14 protein-coding genes are annotated in these 18,543 nt (G+C 48.6%); 2 read left to right on the forward strand and 12 right to left on the reverse strand.

The features are described 5' to 3' along the window. Positions 1-4: 4 nt before the first annotated feature. Positions 5-1,066, reverse strand: a complete 1,062-nt coding sequence (locus tag KJB30_RS08015; RefSeq protein WP_214297802.1) for an NADH:flavin oxidoreductase/NADH oxidase — start codon at positions 1,064-1,066, stop codon at positions 5-7. A gap of 240 nt (positions 1,067-1,306) precedes the next feature. Between KJB30_RS08015 and KJB30_RS08020 the strand changes: the two genes are divergently transcribed. Continuing rightward, entirely contained in the window at positions 1,307-2,908 is a 1,602-nt protein-coding gene (locus tag KJB30_RS08020; RefSeq protein WP_214297804.1) for a glucose-6-phosphate isomerase, read from the forward strand. A gap of 15 nt (positions 2,909-2,923) precedes the next feature. On the opposite strand, the gene hrpB is transcribed toward KJB30_RS08020, so the two are convergent. The 11 genes from hrpB to KJB30_RS08075 all read right to left on the reverse strand — a co-directional run bounded on the left by hrpB (position 2,924) and on the right by KJB30_RS08075 (position 15,925). Further along, positions 2,924-5,446: an ATP-dependent helicase HrpB gene (gene hrpB, locus KJB30_RS08025; protein ID WP_214297806.1), complete on the reverse strand. Its 2,523-nt coding sequence runs from the start codon at positions 5,444-5,446 to the stop codon at positions 2,924-2,926. Between the two features lie 35 nt (positions 5,447-5,481). Next, positions 5,482-6,336 (reverse strand): hypothetical protein, encoded by an 855-nt coding sequence (locus tag KJB30_RS08030; RefSeq protein ID WP_214297808.1) that lies wholly within the window; start codon positions 6,334-6,336, stop codon positions 5,482-5,484. Between the two features lie 190 nt (positions 6,337-6,526). Next, on the reverse strand, positions 6,527-7,426 hold the full coding sequence (locus KJB30_RS08035) for a cation diffusion facilitator family transporter (protein WP_214297810.1): 900 nt from the start codon (positions 7,424-7,426) through the stop codon (positions 6,527-6,529). Further along, complete coding sequence (recJ, locus tag KJB30_RS08040; RefSeq protein ID WP_214297812.1) at positions 7,416-9,137, reverse strand: single-stranded-DNA-specific exonuclease RecJ; 1,722 nt, start codon at positions 9,135-9,137, stop codon at positions 7,416-7,418. Before recJ ends, KJB30_RS08035 begins: the two co-directional genes overlap by 11 nt. Before the next feature lie 94 nt (positions 9,138-9,231). Continuing rightward, positions 9,232-9,804 carry a tetratricopeptide repeat protein gene (locus KJB30_RS08045; protein WP_214297814.1) on the reverse strand — a complete coding sequence of 191 codons (573 nt, stop codon included), beginning with the start codon at positions 9,802-9,804 and terminating at the stop codon, positions 9,232-9,234. A gap of 34 nt (positions 9,805-9,838) precedes the next feature. Then, a complete protein-coding gene (secF, locus tag KJB30_RS08050; protein WP_214297816.1) occupies positions 9,839-10,753 on the reverse strand; it encodes a protein translocase subunit SecF in 915 nt (304 codons plus the stop codon). 8 nt (positions 10,754-10,761) lie between these two features. Further along, positions 10,762-12,354, reverse strand: coding sequence for a protein translocase subunit SecD (secD, locus tag KJB30_RS08055; protein ID WP_214297818.1), 1,593 nt, complete (start codon positions 12,352-12,354; stop codon positions 10,762-10,764). A 72-nt stretch (positions 12,355-12,426) separates the two neighbouring features. Further along, positions 12,427-12,750: a preprotein translocase subunit YajC gene (gene yajC, locus KJB30_RS08060; RefSeq protein ID WP_214297820.1), complete on the reverse strand. Its 324-nt coding sequence runs from the start codon at positions 12,748-12,750 to the stop codon at positions 12,427-12,429. Between the two features lie 13 nt (positions 12,751-12,763). Then, complete coding sequence (gene tgt, locus KJB30_RS08065; RefSeq protein WP_214297822.1) at positions 12,764-13,888, reverse strand: tRNA guanosine(34) transglycosylase Tgt; 1,125 nt, start codon at positions 13,886-13,888, stop codon at positions 12,764-12,766. Positions 13,889-13,918: 30 nt separating this feature from the next. Further along, the gene (gene queA / locus KJB30_RS08070; protein ID WP_214297824.1) at positions 13,919-14,950 is read right to left on the reverse strand and encodes a tRNA preQ1(34) S-adenosylmethionine ribosyltransferase-isomerase QueA; all 1,032 of its coding nucleotides are present in this window, start codon (positions 14,948-14,950) and stop codon (positions 13,919-13,921) included. Continuing rightward, entirely contained in the window at positions 14,951-15,925 is a 975-nt protein-coding gene (locus KJB30_RS08075) for a SpoIID/LytB domain-containing protein (protein WP_246545577.1), read from the reverse strand. A gap of 568 nt (positions 15,926-16,493) precedes the next feature. Between KJB30_RS08075 and KJB30_RS08080 the strand changes: the two genes are divergently transcribed. After that, positions 16,494-18,542 carry an HD domain-containing phosphohydrolase gene (locus KJB30_RS08080; RefSeq protein ID WP_246545578.1) on the forward strand — a complete coding sequence of 683 codons (2,049 nt, stop codon included), beginning with the start codon at positions 16,494-16,496 and terminating at the stop codon, positions 18,540-18,542. The last annotated feature ends 1 nt before the right edge of the window (position 18,543 follow it).

Genomic DNA, 18,543 nt, shown 5'->3' on the forward strand with positions numbered 1-18,543 from the left:
AAGGTTATTTACCCCTGTTGTACTGGTCCGGCCAGGGCACGTTAGCCCTCAGGCGAGGAGCGACATGCAAGGGCCAGTAGGGATCTCTCAGCATCTCCCGTCCCAGCAGTACTGCATCTGCTTGCCCGGTAGCCAGGATCGTCTCCGCCTGAGCGGGGTCAGTAATATATCCCACTGCACCGGTAGCAATTCCCGCTTCGCTGCGTACCCTTGCAGCAAACGGCACCTGAAAACCGGGGCCATAGGGAACAGGTTCATCGGGCACCACGAAACCCGATGAGCAGTCAATCAGATCAACCCCCAACTTCTTCAGTTCCCTGGACAGAATCACAGACTGTTCGATATCCCAGCCCCCTTCGACCCAATCAGTTGCAGAAATACGTACAAACAACGGCAATTCTTCCGGCCACTCCTTACGGACGGCTCGGGTGATCTGTAGCGGAAAACGCATGCGGTTTTCGAGGCTGCCTCCATATTCATCGCTACGATGATTAACAAGCGGAGAAAGAAATTCATGGAGCAGATATCCATGGGCCATGTGGATTTCCACTACCTGGAAACCGGCTTTCAGCGAACGCCTGGTAGCCAGACGAAACTGTTCTTCAATCTCTTCCAGATCACTGATCGAGAGAGAGCGCGGTATTGGGTGGCGCTGGGTGAATGGCAGTGAACTGGGAGCCAACGGCTGCCAGCCGCATTCTTCCGCCCCAAGCGGGCCGCCCCCACGCCAGGGAAGCTCGCAGGAGCCTTTACGGCCGGCATGGGCCAGCTGGATAGCAGCGACCGCACCATTTTCCCGCATGAAGCGCGTAATCGGCAGGAATGCTTCGGCATGTGCATCACTCCAGAGCCCGCTGTCATCAGGGCTGATACGCCCCTCGGGACTGACAGCCGTCGCTTCGACCATAACCAGTCCGGCGCCCCCAACAGCCCTGCTTCCAAGATGAACCATATGCCAGTCGGTAGGCATTCCGTCCCGACTGGAATACATGCACATGGGGGAGACGAAAATGCGATTGCGACAGGTAACAGAGCGAAGTGTCAGTGGGGAAAAGAGTCGAGACATTGAATCCTCCTGGTTTCTTGTTGAATGCAAATTATATCAATCCATGGCTGAAAAACTATCGTTGAAGGTTAACAGGAAGACATAACCTGCATCAATTTTTCTGGTTATTTCTACCACACATTTTAATCATATGCTGTTTTAGGTGATACCGTAATAATTAAAATTATTGCTTGAATCTTCCGGACTATGTGCTTATATCAACTAGATACTGACCATAGATCACACAAGGAGACCCCACTTATGCAGAAAACCGAGCTCTGGTATCGCTTTGCATCCTGCCTTTGTACCGCCCCGGAGATCGGAATATCACTGGATATCAGTCGCATGCGCTTCGATGACCGGTTTTTTGAACAGATGGAACCGGCCATGCAAAAGGCTTTTGCCGCCATGGCAGACCTTGAGAAAGGCGCCATCGCCAATCCCGACGAACAGCGCATGGTAGGCCATTACTGGCTTCGTAACCCGGCACTTGCACCCTCAAACGATCTGCGAAATGAAATTGAAAAAACTATTTCTCAGGTTGAAGAGTTTGCAAAGAAGATTCACAGTGGCACCATTACCCCCCCTGGCGGTAACCTTTTCAAGAATGTGCTTGTTGTCGGTATCGGTGGTTCTGCTCTCGGCCCACAGTTCGTGGCCGATGCCCTTGCCTCACCCAACGATAAGATGCGGTCGTATTTTCTGGATAATACTGATCCGGATGGTATGGACCGTGTTTTTGCAGAACTGGGGAACCAGCTTAAGCAGACTCTGGTTATCGTCATATCCAAAAGCGGTTCCACCAAAGAAACGCGAAATGGCATGCTGGAAACCCAGGCAGCGTATGAACGGGCAGGACTTGATTTCTCACGCCATGCAGTTGCCGTGACTGGTGAGGGCAGTGAGCTTGACCGCCTTGCCGGTTCACAGGGATGGCTGGAGCGCTTTCCCATGTGGGATTGGGTCGGTGGACGCACGTCCGTAACCTCTGCTGTGGGCCTCTTGCCTGCCGCCCTGCAGGGAATCGATATCCGCGCTCTGCTGGAAGGTGCAAAAGTCTGCGACGAGAGTACCCGCCGACCTGTGACCATGCAGAATCAGGCCGCATTGATGGCGCTCATGTGGCACTATGCCACCAACGGCCGGGGCGAAAAAGATATGGTCATGCTCCCCTACAAGGACCGCCTGCTGCTCTTCTCACGTTATCTGCAGCAGTTGATCATGGAATCGCTTGGCAAGGAGCTCGATCTTGACGGAAAGCAGGCCAGCCAGGGTCTGACGGTGTACGGCAACAAGGGTTCCACCGATCAACACGCCTATGTACAGCAACTGCGCGAAGGTGTGGCCAACTTTTTTGTTACCTTCATAGAAGTTCTTCAAGACCGGGAAAGTTCTTCAATGCAGGTGGAAAAAGGGATTACAAGCGGCGATTTCCTGTTCGGGTTTCTGCAAGGCACCCGCACCGCCTTGTACGAGAAGGGAAGAGAGTCAATGACCCTTACAGTGGAGCGGATCGACAGCCGCACTATCGGTGCATTGATCGCCTTGTTTGAACGCTGTGTGGGATTATATGCCAGCCTGATCAACATCAATGCCTATCACCAGCCGGGCGTTGAAGCGGGTAAAAAAGCCGCCGGGGTGGTAATAGCCTTGCAGTTGGAGGTTGTTGACCTGCTTGAAAGACGCCGGCAGCTTTTGACTGCAGACGAGATAGCGGCGATGCTCGGCAGGCCGGAGGAAGCTGAAACTCTATTCACGATTCTGCGACATCTGGCGGCAAATCAGGATCGAGGGGTTGAGGCGATACGCGGTACAAAACCAACTGAATGGCAATTCAGGATACGCGCGGCTGCTCAGCCATAGGAGAGTTACAAGCAGTTACATCTTGGATTTAACTTTCTTCGTGGGGGGCGCACTCCAGGGATCATCCGGCCAGGGATGTTTGGGATAGCGCCCCTTCATTTCCTTTTTCACCTGATGATACGATCCATTCCAGAACCCTTTAAGATCTTTGGTCACCTGTAACGGCCTTCCGGCAGGCGACAGCAAATGCAGCAGCACCTGCACCCTCCCTCCGGCTACAGTCGGCGAATCGGCCAGTCCGAACAACTCCTGCAGTTTTACGGCCAATACCGGCAGATCCCCACTGCTGTAATCAATCCTGATGTGTGAGCCGCTGGGTACCACAAGATGTGTCGGCGCCAGTTGCTCAAGGGACTGTCTTTGACGGTAATCCAGCAGACCGAAGAGTGCGGTCGTGCTGTCAACAGCCGCAAGCTGCTGTGCTGTGCGGCGACCAGTGAGGTGCGGTGCCAGCCATTCTTCCAGCGTATCCAGCAGAACTGCATCGCTCACGTCAGGCCAGCCGTCAGTCGGATAAGCAATACCGACCAGACGAACCCGTGCCTGAAGCTGATAAAAGCTGTCCTGGCGGTCCAGCAGAGTCATACATGAAATACGAACCGCTTCAACGACAATTGGCAGCACCGTCTCCGGCTGTGGTACGAAGAAAGCGCACGACAAACGCAATGCACCAAAGCATTCCTCCCTCACCGCAGTTACTCGACCCTCGCGTTCATCCCAGGTTATGCCATCCCTTTGGTAAATGTGTTCGGCCGCTTCGCTTCTCAACACTTTCTCCGAAAGTGAAGCTGCCATATGAATGATTCCTTCTCCCTGCCCTCCCCCGTCCACTGAGGTGGCTATCAGCAGAGGTGCTACACCACCTTTCGCTTCTCTGGCCAGGCAGGCGCCCCGACCATTGGAAAGCAGATAATGGCCCCTTTCTCCGTCACGGTGTTGAGCAACACGGTCAGGATAGGCGGTCAGCAGCAGACGGCTAAGATCATCATCCTCAAATTGTAATGAAGCGGGCCGCATACTGCCAGTCAACCTCTGCAACTGACGGGAAACCCGGTCAACAGATCTGATGGCATTACTGTCGATCCCGTTTCCCGTGCGTCCGGTTGATCGCCACTCACGCAATATTTCTACTCGATCACCGACATCAAAGTTGAACTCCCTGCCAGTTCCATGAGCCTTGCGCCTGAAAATATCGCGCTCGGAAAGCAAGGCTGCCAGATCACACCCCAGGTCGACGACTTTCAATTCTCGGGCCCGCAGCAACAGACGGGACAGACGCGGATGCAGCGGCAGTGCCGCCATTTGTCTGCCACAAGCAGTAATCCTGAAGTTGTGGTCAAGGGCACCCAACTGCTGCAGCAGGTTACGTGCTGCTGCAATGCCAGCCTCAGGTGGTGGGTCGAGCCAGGCAAGTGCCGTTGGATCCAGATTTCCCCACGCCGCTAATTCCAGCACAAGCGGAGAGAGATCGGCCTCAAAAATCTCTGGAGGAGTGTGAGGAGTCATTGCACTGAAAGAATGCCTGCTATACAGCCGATAACAGGCACCAGGAGCAACGCGCCCTGCCCTGCCTCTGCGTTGCAGTGCCGAGGCCCGGGAGGCACGCACCGTCACCATCCTGTTCATGCCGTTGGACTGATCGTGCTTTACCCTCCGCGAAAGACCGCTATCAATCACCACCCTCACCCCTTGAATGGTCAGGCTGGTCTCGGCAATGCTGGTTGCAAGCACAACTTTTCGCTGGGGACCTGGTTGGATGGCTTTCTGCTGCGAATCGAAAGGAAGATCGCCATAGAGCTGATGAACCGTGATACCTTGCGCTTCAACTCCAATATCGGCTAGTTGCTGGGCACAGGCTCCGATTTCTCCGGCCCCTGGCAGAAACACCAGAATGTCACCTTCTCGTTCAATCAATGCCCGTTGCACCGCTGCAGTCATGCGACGGGGCAGGTATTCTGAACTGCGCTCTTCCAGATACACATCCTCGACAGGAAAAGAAACCCCCTCCGAACTGATGATTGGTGCGTTCATCAACCGGGATAGGGGCTGACATTCTAGGGTAGCTGACATGACCAGAATACGCAGATCGTCTCGTACCTGACTCTGCACATCAAGACACAGGGCCAGCCCCAGATCGGCATGGATGCTCCGTTCATGGAACTCGTCAAAGATAACCATGTCAACCCCTTCAAGGAGCGGGTCACTTTGCAAACGGCGGGTCAGTATTCCTTCAGTGACAACTTCGATACGAGTGTCAGTTGAAACACAACTTTCAAACCGAATCGAATAGCCAACTGTCTTGCCTACCTCTTCTCCGAGGCTGGCAGCCATCCAGCGTGCAGCGGAAACCGCAGCCAACCGGCGCGGCTCAAGCATGATGATGCGCCCGGCTTCGGGAGGAAGCAGTTCGAGCAGTGCCAGGGGAACACGGGTGGTTTTGCCCGCTCCGGGAGGAGCATGCAGGATCACGTTCTGCCCGGCCGTAATGGCGGCGGTCAGTTCGGGAAGCACCTGATCTATGGGAAGCTGTTGTTCCATGATTCCTGCCGATGAAAGTGAATGAATCAAACGACCTATGCTGCTGCTTTAAGTGCCTCTGTTGAGGCCACTGTAATTTCTCCGTGTTCTTCGACGATGATATGGGCGGAGTGGGCGATCAGGTCATACATGCGCTGCAATTTTTCCACATTGTAAGCATCTGAAGTCTTGCAGCCAAAATAGGTACCAAGTTGTGGCAATACCTCAGCAGCGGTATGACCATCAAAAATCGCAAAATCATAGGAACTCGTGGCATCCCGGCTGCCCATGCCGTTGCCAGCCGGGAGTTCATCGCGAAAGGCGATGCGCACCGAAATCCCGTCATGAAGTTGGCACAGGAGCACCTTCTGCACGTCTGGATGGCTGAGTTCATCACGGTTCATGATAAAAATGCGCGAGATTTCCACCCCCCGCTTAACAGCCCGCAGGTTAGCCTGGTAAAAATTGACAAGGGCTCCCCGGGAATTCCAGCCGCTGGTCATGGGGTCAACCGCCAGAATTTTTTTTATCACAAAATCCGCGCATTTGGCTCCTTCCATATAGAATTCCGTCTCCAGCAGCGGAATGCATCCCTGCTGGAGCTGAGTGATGGTTCGGATCGTCCCTGCCAGCAGGTCCTGAGCTTTGAGAAAACATTCGGGCTCTGAGATCCGGGCCATGGCAAACGTTATTTCATGGGCATGATGGTACTGCTCTATCAATCCACGCCGTGTTCTTTCTAAATCCTCACGCAGTAGATAAGTCCCAAGTGCGAGTAGAATACCTATTCCGAATATGCTGTAGGCTGCATCCGGCTTGTGTAGTACCAGATGAAAGAGAATTGCCAATCCTGATCCTGCAAGAAATTCAATGAATACCGCATTTTCCTGAATTTTTCCACTTAGAGTCATAATAGTGCCTCCTGTTGCCGTCCTGACAGCTTGTACTGAAAAAATAGCCGGTCGCTCGCGTCATTGATGGACGTGCGAACCGGCTCCTTTTCAGCCGCGACTTCATACAATTGATGAAGTACAGTATTTCCACAGAGTAAGCTTTTAAGCTTACCCCTACTCGTGGAAATGTCAAACTGCAGCAAGCAGTTTACAGTCGTATCAGATCCTCATGTTCCTCCTCATGGGGGTTTATATGAATCATCACGTCACCGACATTCGGGAATCCCTCAAAGATCAATTCCTTAACCTTGGTGGCAACACCATGGGATGTCTTGACTGTCATGTCAGGATCCATTTCCAGCTTCAGGTCTATGATCACGTACTGACCCGAGCGACGACCGCGTATTTCATGTACATGCTCCACCCCTTCCACATTTTCTGCAAGACGTGTCACCTCTTCGATGAAATCGGTAGGAGCAGCACCATCCATCAAATCATGGGAAGCCTCGCGAAATGTGTGCCACCCGATATGTAGAATAAAAAAGGACGTTAGACCGGCAGCCAAGGGGTCTAGAATGGAAAAACCAAAGAAAGCACCGCATACTCCGAACAAAGTCGCGACGGAGGTGATAGCATCCTTACGGTGATCTTTGGCCATGGCCAGAAGAGCAGGACTGTTTAATCTGGTAGCGGTTTTATTAGTAAAACGATAAAGCCATTCCTTTATGATGATAGTTAGAAATGACGCAATAACTGCAATTATGGCAGGGGATTTAAAAGATCGGTTTAATATCGCATGCACCGAATCTCCTAGAATCCACAAACCACTAAGGATAATTACAAGAGAAACAAGCAATGCTGCAAGATTTTCAGCCCTTCCATGGCCGTAGGGGTGCTGCTTGTCAAAGGGCAATCGACCGAGCTTGAAAGCCAGTAAAGTGGCGAAGATCGCGATAAAATCGCAAGCACTTTCAATACCGTCAGCAAACACGGCGTCCGAGTGTCCCCAATAACCGGCTCCCAATTTAAAAATCATCAAAAAAGCATTTATCCAGAAACCAATCCGGATGATTCGTTCAGCGCTGTCAAATCGCTCGCTACGCTGCATGTTGGTGCTCCGATGGACGTAGATCCTTTATTCTCAGCTGGAGAGAAGAACTGCCGTTCCACTCATTGATTTCCGGATAAAAAGCAATGTCCATCATTCCAGCAGTTTCACGCTCTGCCATCCGAAAAGCAATAGCGTAAAAGATGTATCCATCTCTGCTTAGCCGCAATCGCAAATGATTTTCCCCTACTACCCGACGCTCAATGATCGTCAACCCGCGCATCATCAGCACCGGCTCCGGATTACCGGCACCGAATGGCTCAAGCCGTTTCAGTTCCCGTGCTAGTTCAATTGTAACATTTTCCGGATGGGCTTCTGCATCGATGATCAGAGTGGGAATAAGGTCTTCAGGATTCAGCAAGCGTGAGGATTCAGCCTCAAAGGCAGCGGCAAACGTATCTACCAATTCCTCTTTCAGCCCTATACCGGCTGCATAGCTATGACCGCCAAAGCGTGCTAAATGGTCTGAGCAGGAAGTAAGTGCGTTCAACAAATGAAAACCGGGAATGCTCCGCCCTGACCCCTTTGCTATTCCGTCACCGGTTAGAGCAATCAGGATGGTCGGGCGGTGATAACGTTCGACCAGGCGAGAAGCAACAATACCCACAACACCTTGATGCCACGAATCAGAGGCAAGCACAATACTGCGACATGCCGGATAGCAGCGAGAGGCCTCCACCATCTCAACAGCTTCCTCAAAGATGCGTCGTTCCACAGCTTGACGTTCAGAATTAGCGGCATCAAGGTCAGTGGCAATCTCAAATGTTTCTTTCTCTCCAGCACCCAATAACAGCTCGACACCAGGCACTGCACTTTCCATACGTCCAGCAGCATTCAGTCGCGGAGCCAGCAGAAAACCAACTTGACCACAACTGACAATACCACCGATTCCGGCAACTCGTTTAAGCGATTGGATACCAACTTTAGCAGAACTTGATAGGTGCCTCAGACCATGAAAGGCGTAGATACGGTTCTGGCCGATCAACGGAACCACATCTGCAATCGTACCTAGGGCTACAAGATCAAGCCATTGACGTAAGTCAGGACCGTTGGCGGCACCAAAAAACCCTTCTTCGCGGAGAATTGCACGCAGAGCAATCAGCAGATTGAAGGCAACACCTACTCCTGCCAGTGATTTGAACGGATAGGTACATCCCGGCTGCAGCGGGTTGATCACTGCCACCGCATCAGGAATGGCTTCACGGGGAGTATGATGATCAGTAATAATAAGGTCGACACCCTTTTGCCGGCAGAACAGTGCCTCATCAATAGAAGTAATGCCGCAGTCTACAGAGATGATCAATGTGGCACTATATTTTTCTATAATGTGCCCAAGTGCATCCCGATTAAGACCATAACCGTCATCAAACCGGTTAGGAATAAAATAGTGGCAGCAAAAACCAACCTCGCGCAGGAATGATACCAAGAGAGCAGTACCGGTGATGCCGTCCACGTCATAGTCACCATAAATGCAAACGGTTTCTCCTGCTTGCCGGGCTGACAAAAGACGCCTGACAGCTGGCTCTATCCCCTTGAGAAGGAGGGGATCGAGCATATCTCTGAGACCAGGCGATAAATATTTCAATGCATCTTCATATGAACTGATCGACCGTCTCAACAGTACTTTTAAAAGTATAGGATGAAAAGCAGCACCCCAGGACGGAACGGTGTCGTGCTTACATATTTTTTTGATTATCCAGTTTCTCTGCATCAATTTCCTTTATGTTTACATGGAGCCTCAAGCGTGCTCCTGCCAAACAATTGCACAAAAAAAATCCCCCGTCTAAGCGGGGGATTCTATACCATTATTTTTTTTGCTGCCAACCGCCGGAGCCTGATTGCATCATTTCCTTAATCTGCATGGCTGTGGGGCTATTGGAATCAAGTTGAAGATACTTTTTCCAAACCACTGCCGCCTTGTCGGGCTGCTTCAAATCGATCGCATACACTACCCCAAGATTGTACAGACTCTGCAGATGCCTCGGGTCAAGCTGCTGAGCTTTTTCGAAGTTGGCCAATGCCTTGTCAAACCATCCTACCTTACGATACATCACACCTTGATCAGTGAGGACATTCGCATTATTAGGATCGAGTTCAAGAACCTTATTGTAAGCATTGATTGCCTTCTGTGGTTGATCAGTATCGAAGTAATCATTCCCCAAGGAGAGCCATGCGTTCATGTTCTTCGGTTCAGCAGCAACGATTTTTTCAGCTTCAGTAATACGGCGTGAATAGTCAGTTGGCGAGCCAGACCCTGTAGGGATGGCTTGGGGCGTTTGTTGTGTCTTGCCAGCATTACTGATGGTAAAAACTAAGTAGCCACCTAAAAGGCCCACTACCAGTGCAACAGCTGCTATCAAAATTGATTCTTTTTTCAATGTGCGTTACTCCTTCATTCTGATATGGAGGCGATCACGCCTTGGCACCCTTAAGTGCCCGGTTCTCAAGTAGCACAACGATGGGACTAGCGACAAACACAGAGGAATATGTCCCCACAGCTATACCAACGAGAAGAGCCAGAGAAAAATCGTGAATTACCTCTCCGCCGAAGAAAAAGAGAGAAGCAGCCGCTATGAATGTAGTCAGGGAAGTTATTATGGTTCGAGATAAAACCTCATTTATACTGGCATTAAAGATGTTATCCATGGCGCCTTTGAGATTTTTGTGAAGATTTTCACGTATTCGGTCAAACACAACCACTGTATCAGTCAAAGAGTAACCGGCTATTGTTAGAACCGCAGTAATGAAAAGAAGGTTGATCTCCTTGTTCAGCAAGAAAAAAACTGCAAACATTGCAAGAACATCATGAGTTGTAGCAGCTATGGCACCAATACCGAATTTGAAATCGAAACGCCATGCGATGTAGAGGATGATTCCCAGCAAGGAAATCAACACCGCTACGAGAGTATCCTTACGCAGTTTTTCTCCAATGGACGGACCAATTTCAGTAGAGCTTTCCACGGTAAAAGCATTGTCAGGAAAACCTTTTTTAAAAGCTACCTGAACCGCCTCAGCAGCTTTACCAAGAGCCACAGTTGTGTTTTTATCAATTTTCACCAGCAGTTTATTACTATCCTTGATCTCCTGCAGATCAACCTTGGCAATGCCATTTTTGTGCAGGGCAACTCGTGCTTCTGAGATCGGCACAGGTTTACTGAATCTGACCTGCATCGACGTCCCACCTGAGAAATCTATGCCCATATTGGCCGCACCACGCGTTATCTGAATAACTCCGATAATGCCGATAATGGAAATTATGGCCGAAATTATGAATGATATGTTGCGCTGTCCTATAAAATCTATGTTTGTCTTACCCAGAAGTTCCATAATCCCCCCTATATACTCAATTTTTTGACAGTTCCTTTATGCAGAAACATGTCGAAAATCACTTTTGTACCAATTAGTGAGGTAAACAGGTTGATGATGACACCCAAACTAAGGGAAACAGCGAATCCCTTGACTGGCCCTGTTCCGAACTGAAATAGCACGGCTGCGGTAATCAGCGTAGTGACATGAGAGTCCATGACTGTCAGAAAAGCTTTGTCGTAACCAGCATCCAGGGCTGCTCCCGGGCTCTTTCCGAGTTTGAGCTCCTCGCGGATTCGTTCAAAAATGATGACATTTGAATCAACTGACATCCCAACCAGCAGAACAATAGCTGCAATACCGGGTAGTGTCAGTGTAGCACCCAAAGCTGCAAGAGCCCCCATCAGGAACAGTATGTTCAAGACCATCCCGAAATCGGCGATCAATCCTGATAATTTGTAATAGATAGCCATAAAACCGATTACCAGAAGCACACCGATCATACCGGCCATCAAGCCTTTACTGATGGAATCCTGTCCAAGGGAGGGGCCGACGGTTTCGTTCTGAATAATTTTTACCGGTGCAGGAAGAGCTCCGGCTCTGAGTACGATGGCGAGGTCAGCAGCAGTTTTTTCGGTAAAGTTTCCTGATATCTGGGCGCTGCCGCCGGAAATGCGCTCCCGAATAACCGGTGCGGAATAGATGTTGTTGTCAAGTACTATGGCGAAACGCTTGCCAACATTTGCAGCTGTTACCTGATCAAACAGTTTGGCGCCAAGTGAACTGAAATCTATGGCAACGTAAGGCTGGTTGAACTGAGAATCAATCCGCACCTGGGCATCTGTCAGCAGGTCACCGGTGATGAGTGCTTTTTTCTGCAGCACCAAGGGTATCTCGTTTACAGCGCCAGTGGTGGGATCAACTGTTTTTTCCTTCAGGAGTTCAGCATCATCAGGAATGGTTGTTGAAGATGGAGGAATATCCTCCCTCACCATCTTGAATTCCAGACGTGCCGTCTTGCCAATCAGATCAATAGCACGTTGAGGGTCTTTGATACCGGGAAGTTGAACAACAATGTGATTGATCCCTTCACGTTGAATAACCGGTTCGGAAACACCAAATTGGTCAATCCTGTTGCGAATTGTCTCAAGTGCCTGGGCCACAGATTTGTCTTTGCGGTCCTGGGCATCTTTCTCATTTATGCGAAGATTAAAAGCAACGAAGCCTCCCTCATCAAAAACAGGGCTTTGTTCATAATCAGGATACTTTTCTTTGACCAGCTTTTGTACAGCATCAGCGGTACCTTTTTCGTATACCACCAAAGTGACTTTATCGCTGCCTGTGCGGGAGATGCGCTTAAAATGAAGATTTTTACCCGTCAAGGTATCTTCGAGATCGGTTGCGACAATATCCAGTGAGCCTTCTACAGCTTTCTGTGTATCAACTTCCAACACAAGATGGGTTCCACCCTGTAGATCAAGACCAAGGTGAATCTTGTCCTTAGGCAGAAGTCCTCCCCACCATGATGGTAGTTTAGTCGCGAGTGTGGGGGTCAGGTAAAGAAACGACAGCAGCACAAAGATACATATCAGACTGATACGCCAGCCAATTCCTTTCGGCATGGAATTCGACCTCCCTTCAAAGATGATTGCATACAATTTGTAATAGATTTTTTGCGATAACGGGACTGATGATCAATCTTTTTTTACGGAAGCGATGTATGGCTTGTTGATTTTCACCACCACACCAGTGGCAATTTCAAGATTTACTATACTATCTTCAACGGCAATTACCTTACCGTGAACACCGCCTGCAGTAATGACATTATCTCCTTTTTTAATGGCATCTAGCAGCGCCTTATGTTCTTTTGCTTTTTTCTGCTGTGGGCGGATCAGCAGGAAATAAAATATAGCAAACATGAATACCAGCGGTATGATCTGCCCGAAAGCTGCCATTCCCCCAGCAGGTCCACCTGCTCCTCCAGGAGCACCTGCCATTGCAAACGCTACTCCAAACATGATTAATCCTCCTTCAGTTTTTTTGATTATACACGCTTTTTTCAAAAAACGAGTGTCGGAAAGCGGTAAAGCTATTTTCCAGGATCGATTCTCTAATTCGTCGCATCAGATCAAGATAGAAATACAGGTTGTGATAGGTGTTTAGATTTGATGCTAGTATTTCTCCGCTACGGTAAAGATGACGCAAATATGCCCGTGAATAGGTGCGACAGACATGGCACCCACACTCAGGATCAAGTGGCCGTTCATCTTCCTCGTATATTTTTGCCTTTATGTTGATACGTCCCTGACTTGTAAACAGCATGCCGTTGCGTGCATTCCGGGTGGGCATGACACAATCGAACATATCATAACCATGCCAGACAGCTTCGACCAGATCTTCCGGAGCACCGATTCCCATGATGTAGCGAGGTTTATCCTTCGGCATCATCGAAGCACAGGCTTCCATCACGCCGTACATCTGTTCTTTGGTCTCACCAACGGAAAGTCCACCCAATGCGTAACCGTCAAACCCGATGGAACATATATCAGCAAGGCTGCGTGCCCTCAGATCATGATGCATTCCGCCTTGAATTATGCCAAAAAGCAGTTGGTCCTGGCGGGTGTGTGCATCTTTGCAGCGGCGCGCCCAGCGGGTGGTCATCTCAAGAGAGCGCACAACATAATTGTAATCAGCTGTGGCAGGCGGGCATTCATCAAAGCACATGATGATATCTGCACCAAGATCTTCCTGAATTTCAATGGCAAGTTCCGGTGTCAAAACATGGTATGACCCATCCAGGTGTGACTGAAACTTAACCCCATGCTCGCTGATTTTACGAAGATCTCCGAGGCTGAACACCTGAAAACCACCGCTATCGGTCAACATCGGCCGCTGCCAGTTCATAAAATTGTGCAGTCCACCCAGTTTCTTGACCAGCTTGTGGCCGGGCCTCAGATAGAGATGATAGGTATTGGCCAGTATAATTTGGGCATTTATTGCCAGTAGATCTTCAGGAGTCATGGCCTTGACCGTGGCATTGGTGCCAACTGGCATGAAGATAGGGGTTTCTATCATTCCATGGGCTGTTTTCAAAGAACCGAGACGCGCTCCGCAAGAGGTATCGCGATGTATGAGCGTAAAATGATCAGCAGACAAATTTCACCTTAATGTAGAACGTCGTATAATTCAAACAATCAGCATGGCATCGCCGTAGCTGTAAAACCGATAATGATCCTGGATTGCTTTACGATAGGCATCAAATACAAAATCTTTTCCTGCAAAGGCGGCTACCATCATAAGCAGTGTCGACTCGGGCAGGTGAAAGTTGGTTATCAGGGCATCTATTAATTTAAAACGGTAGCCGGGATAAATAAAGATATCTGCTTCGCCGCTGCCAGCCTTGACGTTACCTTCATTATCAGCTGCAAATTCCAAGGTGCGTGCGGTGGTAGTTCCCACTGCAACAACCCTTCCCCCTCGACTTTTGGTAGCACGTATGGCATCCGCAGTAGATTGAGGGACTGAATAACGTTCAACATGAATACGATGTTCCTGCACCTGTTCGACCCGCACCGGCTGAAATGTTCCTAACCCTGTGTGCAGTGTTAGGCGAGCCGTTTTAATACCTGCATTTTCTAATTCTGCCAAAAGAGAATGAGTGAAATGCAAACCAGCAGTTGGTGCGGCGACAGCGCCCGGTACGTTGGCAAAAACTGTTTGGTATCGCTCCCGGTCCATGTTACCTGCTGGCCGTTGAAAATAGGGAGGAAGCGGCATCTCTCCTTCCCTCTCCAGCCACTCTGCAAAAGGTTCTTTTCCGCTGAATTCAATTTCCCAGGTTTCAGAATCCTTCCTGCCACGAACCAGGGCTGTTATGCCCTCGGTAAGTGAGATCAGCATCCCTTCACGGATGCCCTTCGAACCTTTTATCAGACAGGACCAAATTTCTTTATCATCACCGGTGCGTCGAACGAGAAAAATTTCAATTTTTCCACCTGTGGGTTTCCGTCCAAAAAGCCTGGCCGGAATAACCCGCGTATCATTCATCACCAGCAGATCCAAAGGGGAAAGAAATTGGATGATATTCTTGAAAAGATGATCTCTAATCGTACTTTCCTGGCGATTCAGCACCATAAGCCTTGATGAATCTCGTTCCTGGGCAGGGAATCGGGCAATAAGATCTACCGGAAGAACATAATCAAAGTCTTTGACAAGCATTTAGCGTAACTCAGAATTTTTTTTCAACTCTGTTCCTGGATAGTAATAGGCGAGAATCTCCGTATACCCAAAACCGTCAAGCGCACGCTGTTTGGCTCCCCACTGACAGAGACCAACTCCATGACCATTGCCTGACCCGGAAAATAATGCTTCTCCGTTACCAATTTTGACAACGAAATTGGTACTTTTTATGATGCCGTAACCAATAATTTTACGGAATTGATCACCTGTTACAGAGACATCTCCCTTTGAAGATACAACTACAATATTTTTCCAGCGCCCGCGATCATTACGCGTTCCACCGTTGATATCTGTTATTCCTGCGATTTTGATGCCTGCAGCACGAAATTTTTCTTCGATTTCCCTGAGCCCAAGTTTCTGTTCCCATGCAGTTGAAGTAGCGGTAAGGCAGTACTTGCATTCCACCCCTTTCAGATATTGAAGTGAAGCTCCCCAGACGTTTTCTGCGGCTTCCGTTTTACCGCCACAACTCGAATGGTAGAAGGCCTGGATGATCCTGCGGTTATAGGTAAGTACTTCACCGGCAGTTTCCGAAACAGCACGTTTAGCACGACTGTCCTCGATCAGACAGCCATCATAAACCTGGTCCATTACCGAAGATTCCAAATGATAGAGAGCATTTTTTTTCGCTTCCTTGCGTATCAATGCGTAAGTTCTCGCAATTACGGCCTGGGCTTTAACACTCTCAATGGGCCATGCCGATGAAATCTCACAATTTATCAAACCAACCAGATAATCTTCCAACGGAAGCGAATTAACAACGAGCAAACCCTTATCAGCATAAAATATATCGGCAGCACCTCGGTAAGGTTTGCCGTTTACAATCACAGCCGTTGAAGCAGCAAAAGAAAGCCTGGTGTAGCCGACTCCGTTGACCAATAGACAGTCCTTCCCTGCCTTTACACTTACCGGAGAACTGAAAAGAACCGGTTCGCCGTTATCCCTGGTTGCCAATAAGCCATCTCCGTCAATCGTGACCGACGGACTATTTTTTAAAATGGCAATTCTTATGGTTTCATCGGGAGCAGCAGCGCCGGTTTCAACATGAGCCCATGAAAAAATAAGAAAAATTACCAGCAAAATCGGAATCAATATGTGAGTGTGTAATAGTCGCAAAACCTAGAGATAGAACCACAACTATTGATGATCTGTCAATTCATTTTGAAATTGTTCGATGGTTTAAAATTCGATGGCGATCCGATTTTGGCACGCTTACTGTATGATGAATACCTGTAAGACCCCTACCTGCAGCAAACCGCGTTATTAGATTACAATGTGATAAGACTAAGATGATTGGCGTTACAACTTAAATGCTTGAACAGCAGCGTTTTTATTAATGTAGCATTTCACTGAAAAGACCATGTTAAGAGAAAGTCGATTCATGCTTTAGAAACTTTTTACTTTTCAAATTCGTTATTTAACGTAATTGATCCCGGCAGACAGCGCAATTTCCAATGAAGTACATTCAATCGATGAAAAGGTTACTGTGATTTTAAATTCTCTAAAAATAAAGATAGTCGGAATGGTCGCTATCATTGTAATAGCAATGGTATCAATTACATTCATATATACTTTTCAGCATAAGAAGAAACTCATTGAAGATGTGGCCCTGCAGACCTCTGGAATACTAGTTGAGAGCATCGTCAGAAGCATTAACAATTCGATGAAATACGGCCATACATCAGGAATTAATGGAATTCTTTCCGGAGTTAAAAATCAGGAATATATAAAAGCAATACGTATCATAGACGACTCCGGAGTCGTACTTCACTCAGCAAATTCCGCAGAAGTCGGGATGACGATTTCCTCTGCCGAACTTCAGTCACTGGCAAAACAAAAGGAAGACAGGATTACTCTTTCTGCCGGATCTGACTTTTTTCACTCGTTTTCAAAAATCCCGAATACAAGCGAATGCAACGGCTGCCATTCCGCCTCATCTCCTAATATTGCGACACTTGAAACAGAACTTTCCCTCGTTCACCTCAATGCCCATATAAAAGATGATCAGCGCAGCTCCATTGTTTCTGCTGCAGTGCTCATACTGCTCATCATTGGCGTTACACTTGCGCTTCTGATCATGTACGTCGACAATCCGATTCGTATGCTGATTCAATCAATGCAGCAGATAGAACAAGGCAACTTTGATCTCGCCGTCCATATCGACAGCACCAACGAAATGAGCCTGCTTTCAAAGCAGTTCAACATGATGACCTGCAAGCTCAAAGATCTAATGTCAACGACCGTTATACACGAGCGTGAACTCGCGCGAGCCCAGGAGAAACTTGCTCACCACCACGAAACTCATCTAATGAATCAAAGGCTCGAGGAGCAACTCAAAGAAATCGAAAATCTTAATATTTCCCTTGAAGAGCGGATTGAAGAAGTAGAGCAGGCCAACTATACCATTGCCGATCTGGCCAGTGAACTTGAGCAGAAAAATATTAATCTTGGAAATGCAGTTTCTCGTCTATCCACACTTTACAAGGTTGGCTTGGCAATCAACTCAACCATGAACATAGACCGGCTTTTCAATTTGATTGTCCGTACAACCTCAACAACTCTCAAAGCCCACATTGGATACATAATCCTCTACGACGCCCACAACAACTGCATGAATGTAACCAACCTGATCGGGAATGGCAAACTCCTGTATGCCAAAACAATGATTCCCATGCAAGATTCAAGTGTATCATCTTGGGTGATCAGAAATCACCAACCGCTCCTAATAGCTGATATTAGCCAATCTCCCCAGTTCGCCCGGTTTAGCGACCTGGGATATGAAAGAAAAACTTTGATTTGCGTGCCTCTCATGGTTAAAGACGAGGTCATTGGCACTCTTAACGTAGTCAATAAATTAGATGACTCTCATTTCAATGCCGATGAGTTGGAAATGCTGACTACTATTGCTGCCCAGGCAGCGATAGCTATAAAAAATGCTACTCTCTATGAAGAACAGCAGCAAACATACCTGAACACCATTCAGGCCCTGGTATCCGCTATTGAAGCCAGCGATAGTTATACCAAAGGCCACTCAGAACGAGTTACCCGCTACAGCCTTGAAATCGGACGTCGCCTCAACCTGCCCCCTGACAGAATGCAAATCCTTGAAAGGGCCGCAATCCTTCATGATATCGGCAAAATAGGCATCGATTTAACCCTCCTGCACAAGGAAGGAAAATTGACTCCGGAAGATATCCGTGAATTGCAGCAACACCCGGTGATCGGCATGAAAATTCTGGAGCCAATAGATTTTCTTCAGGATGTACGCATTTGTATAGGACAACATCATGAGCGCTATGATGGTTTTGGTTATCCCAATAAAGCGAAAAAAGAGGACCTGCTGCTTGAATCCCGTATTCTTGCAGTGGCCGATTCTTTCGATGCCATGACTTCTGACCGGCCGTACCGGAAGGCTCTTGTCCTTGATAATGCACTCAGGGAGCTGTATGATAACAGCGGATCACAATTTGATCCCGCAATTGTATCAGCGTTCTCCGAGATTATTGAGGAAGGTATGTTCTCAAGAGTTCACGGTGCGGTACCAATCTACGCCGCCGCAGCTCCGCTCTGAC

Origin of the sequence: Pelotalea chapellei (assembly GCF_018531195.1) — a bacterium.
In the GTDB taxonomy this organism is placed as follows: Bacteria; Desulfobacterota; Desulfuromonadia; order Geobacterales; family Pseudopelobacteraceae; genus Pelotalea; species Pelotalea chapellei.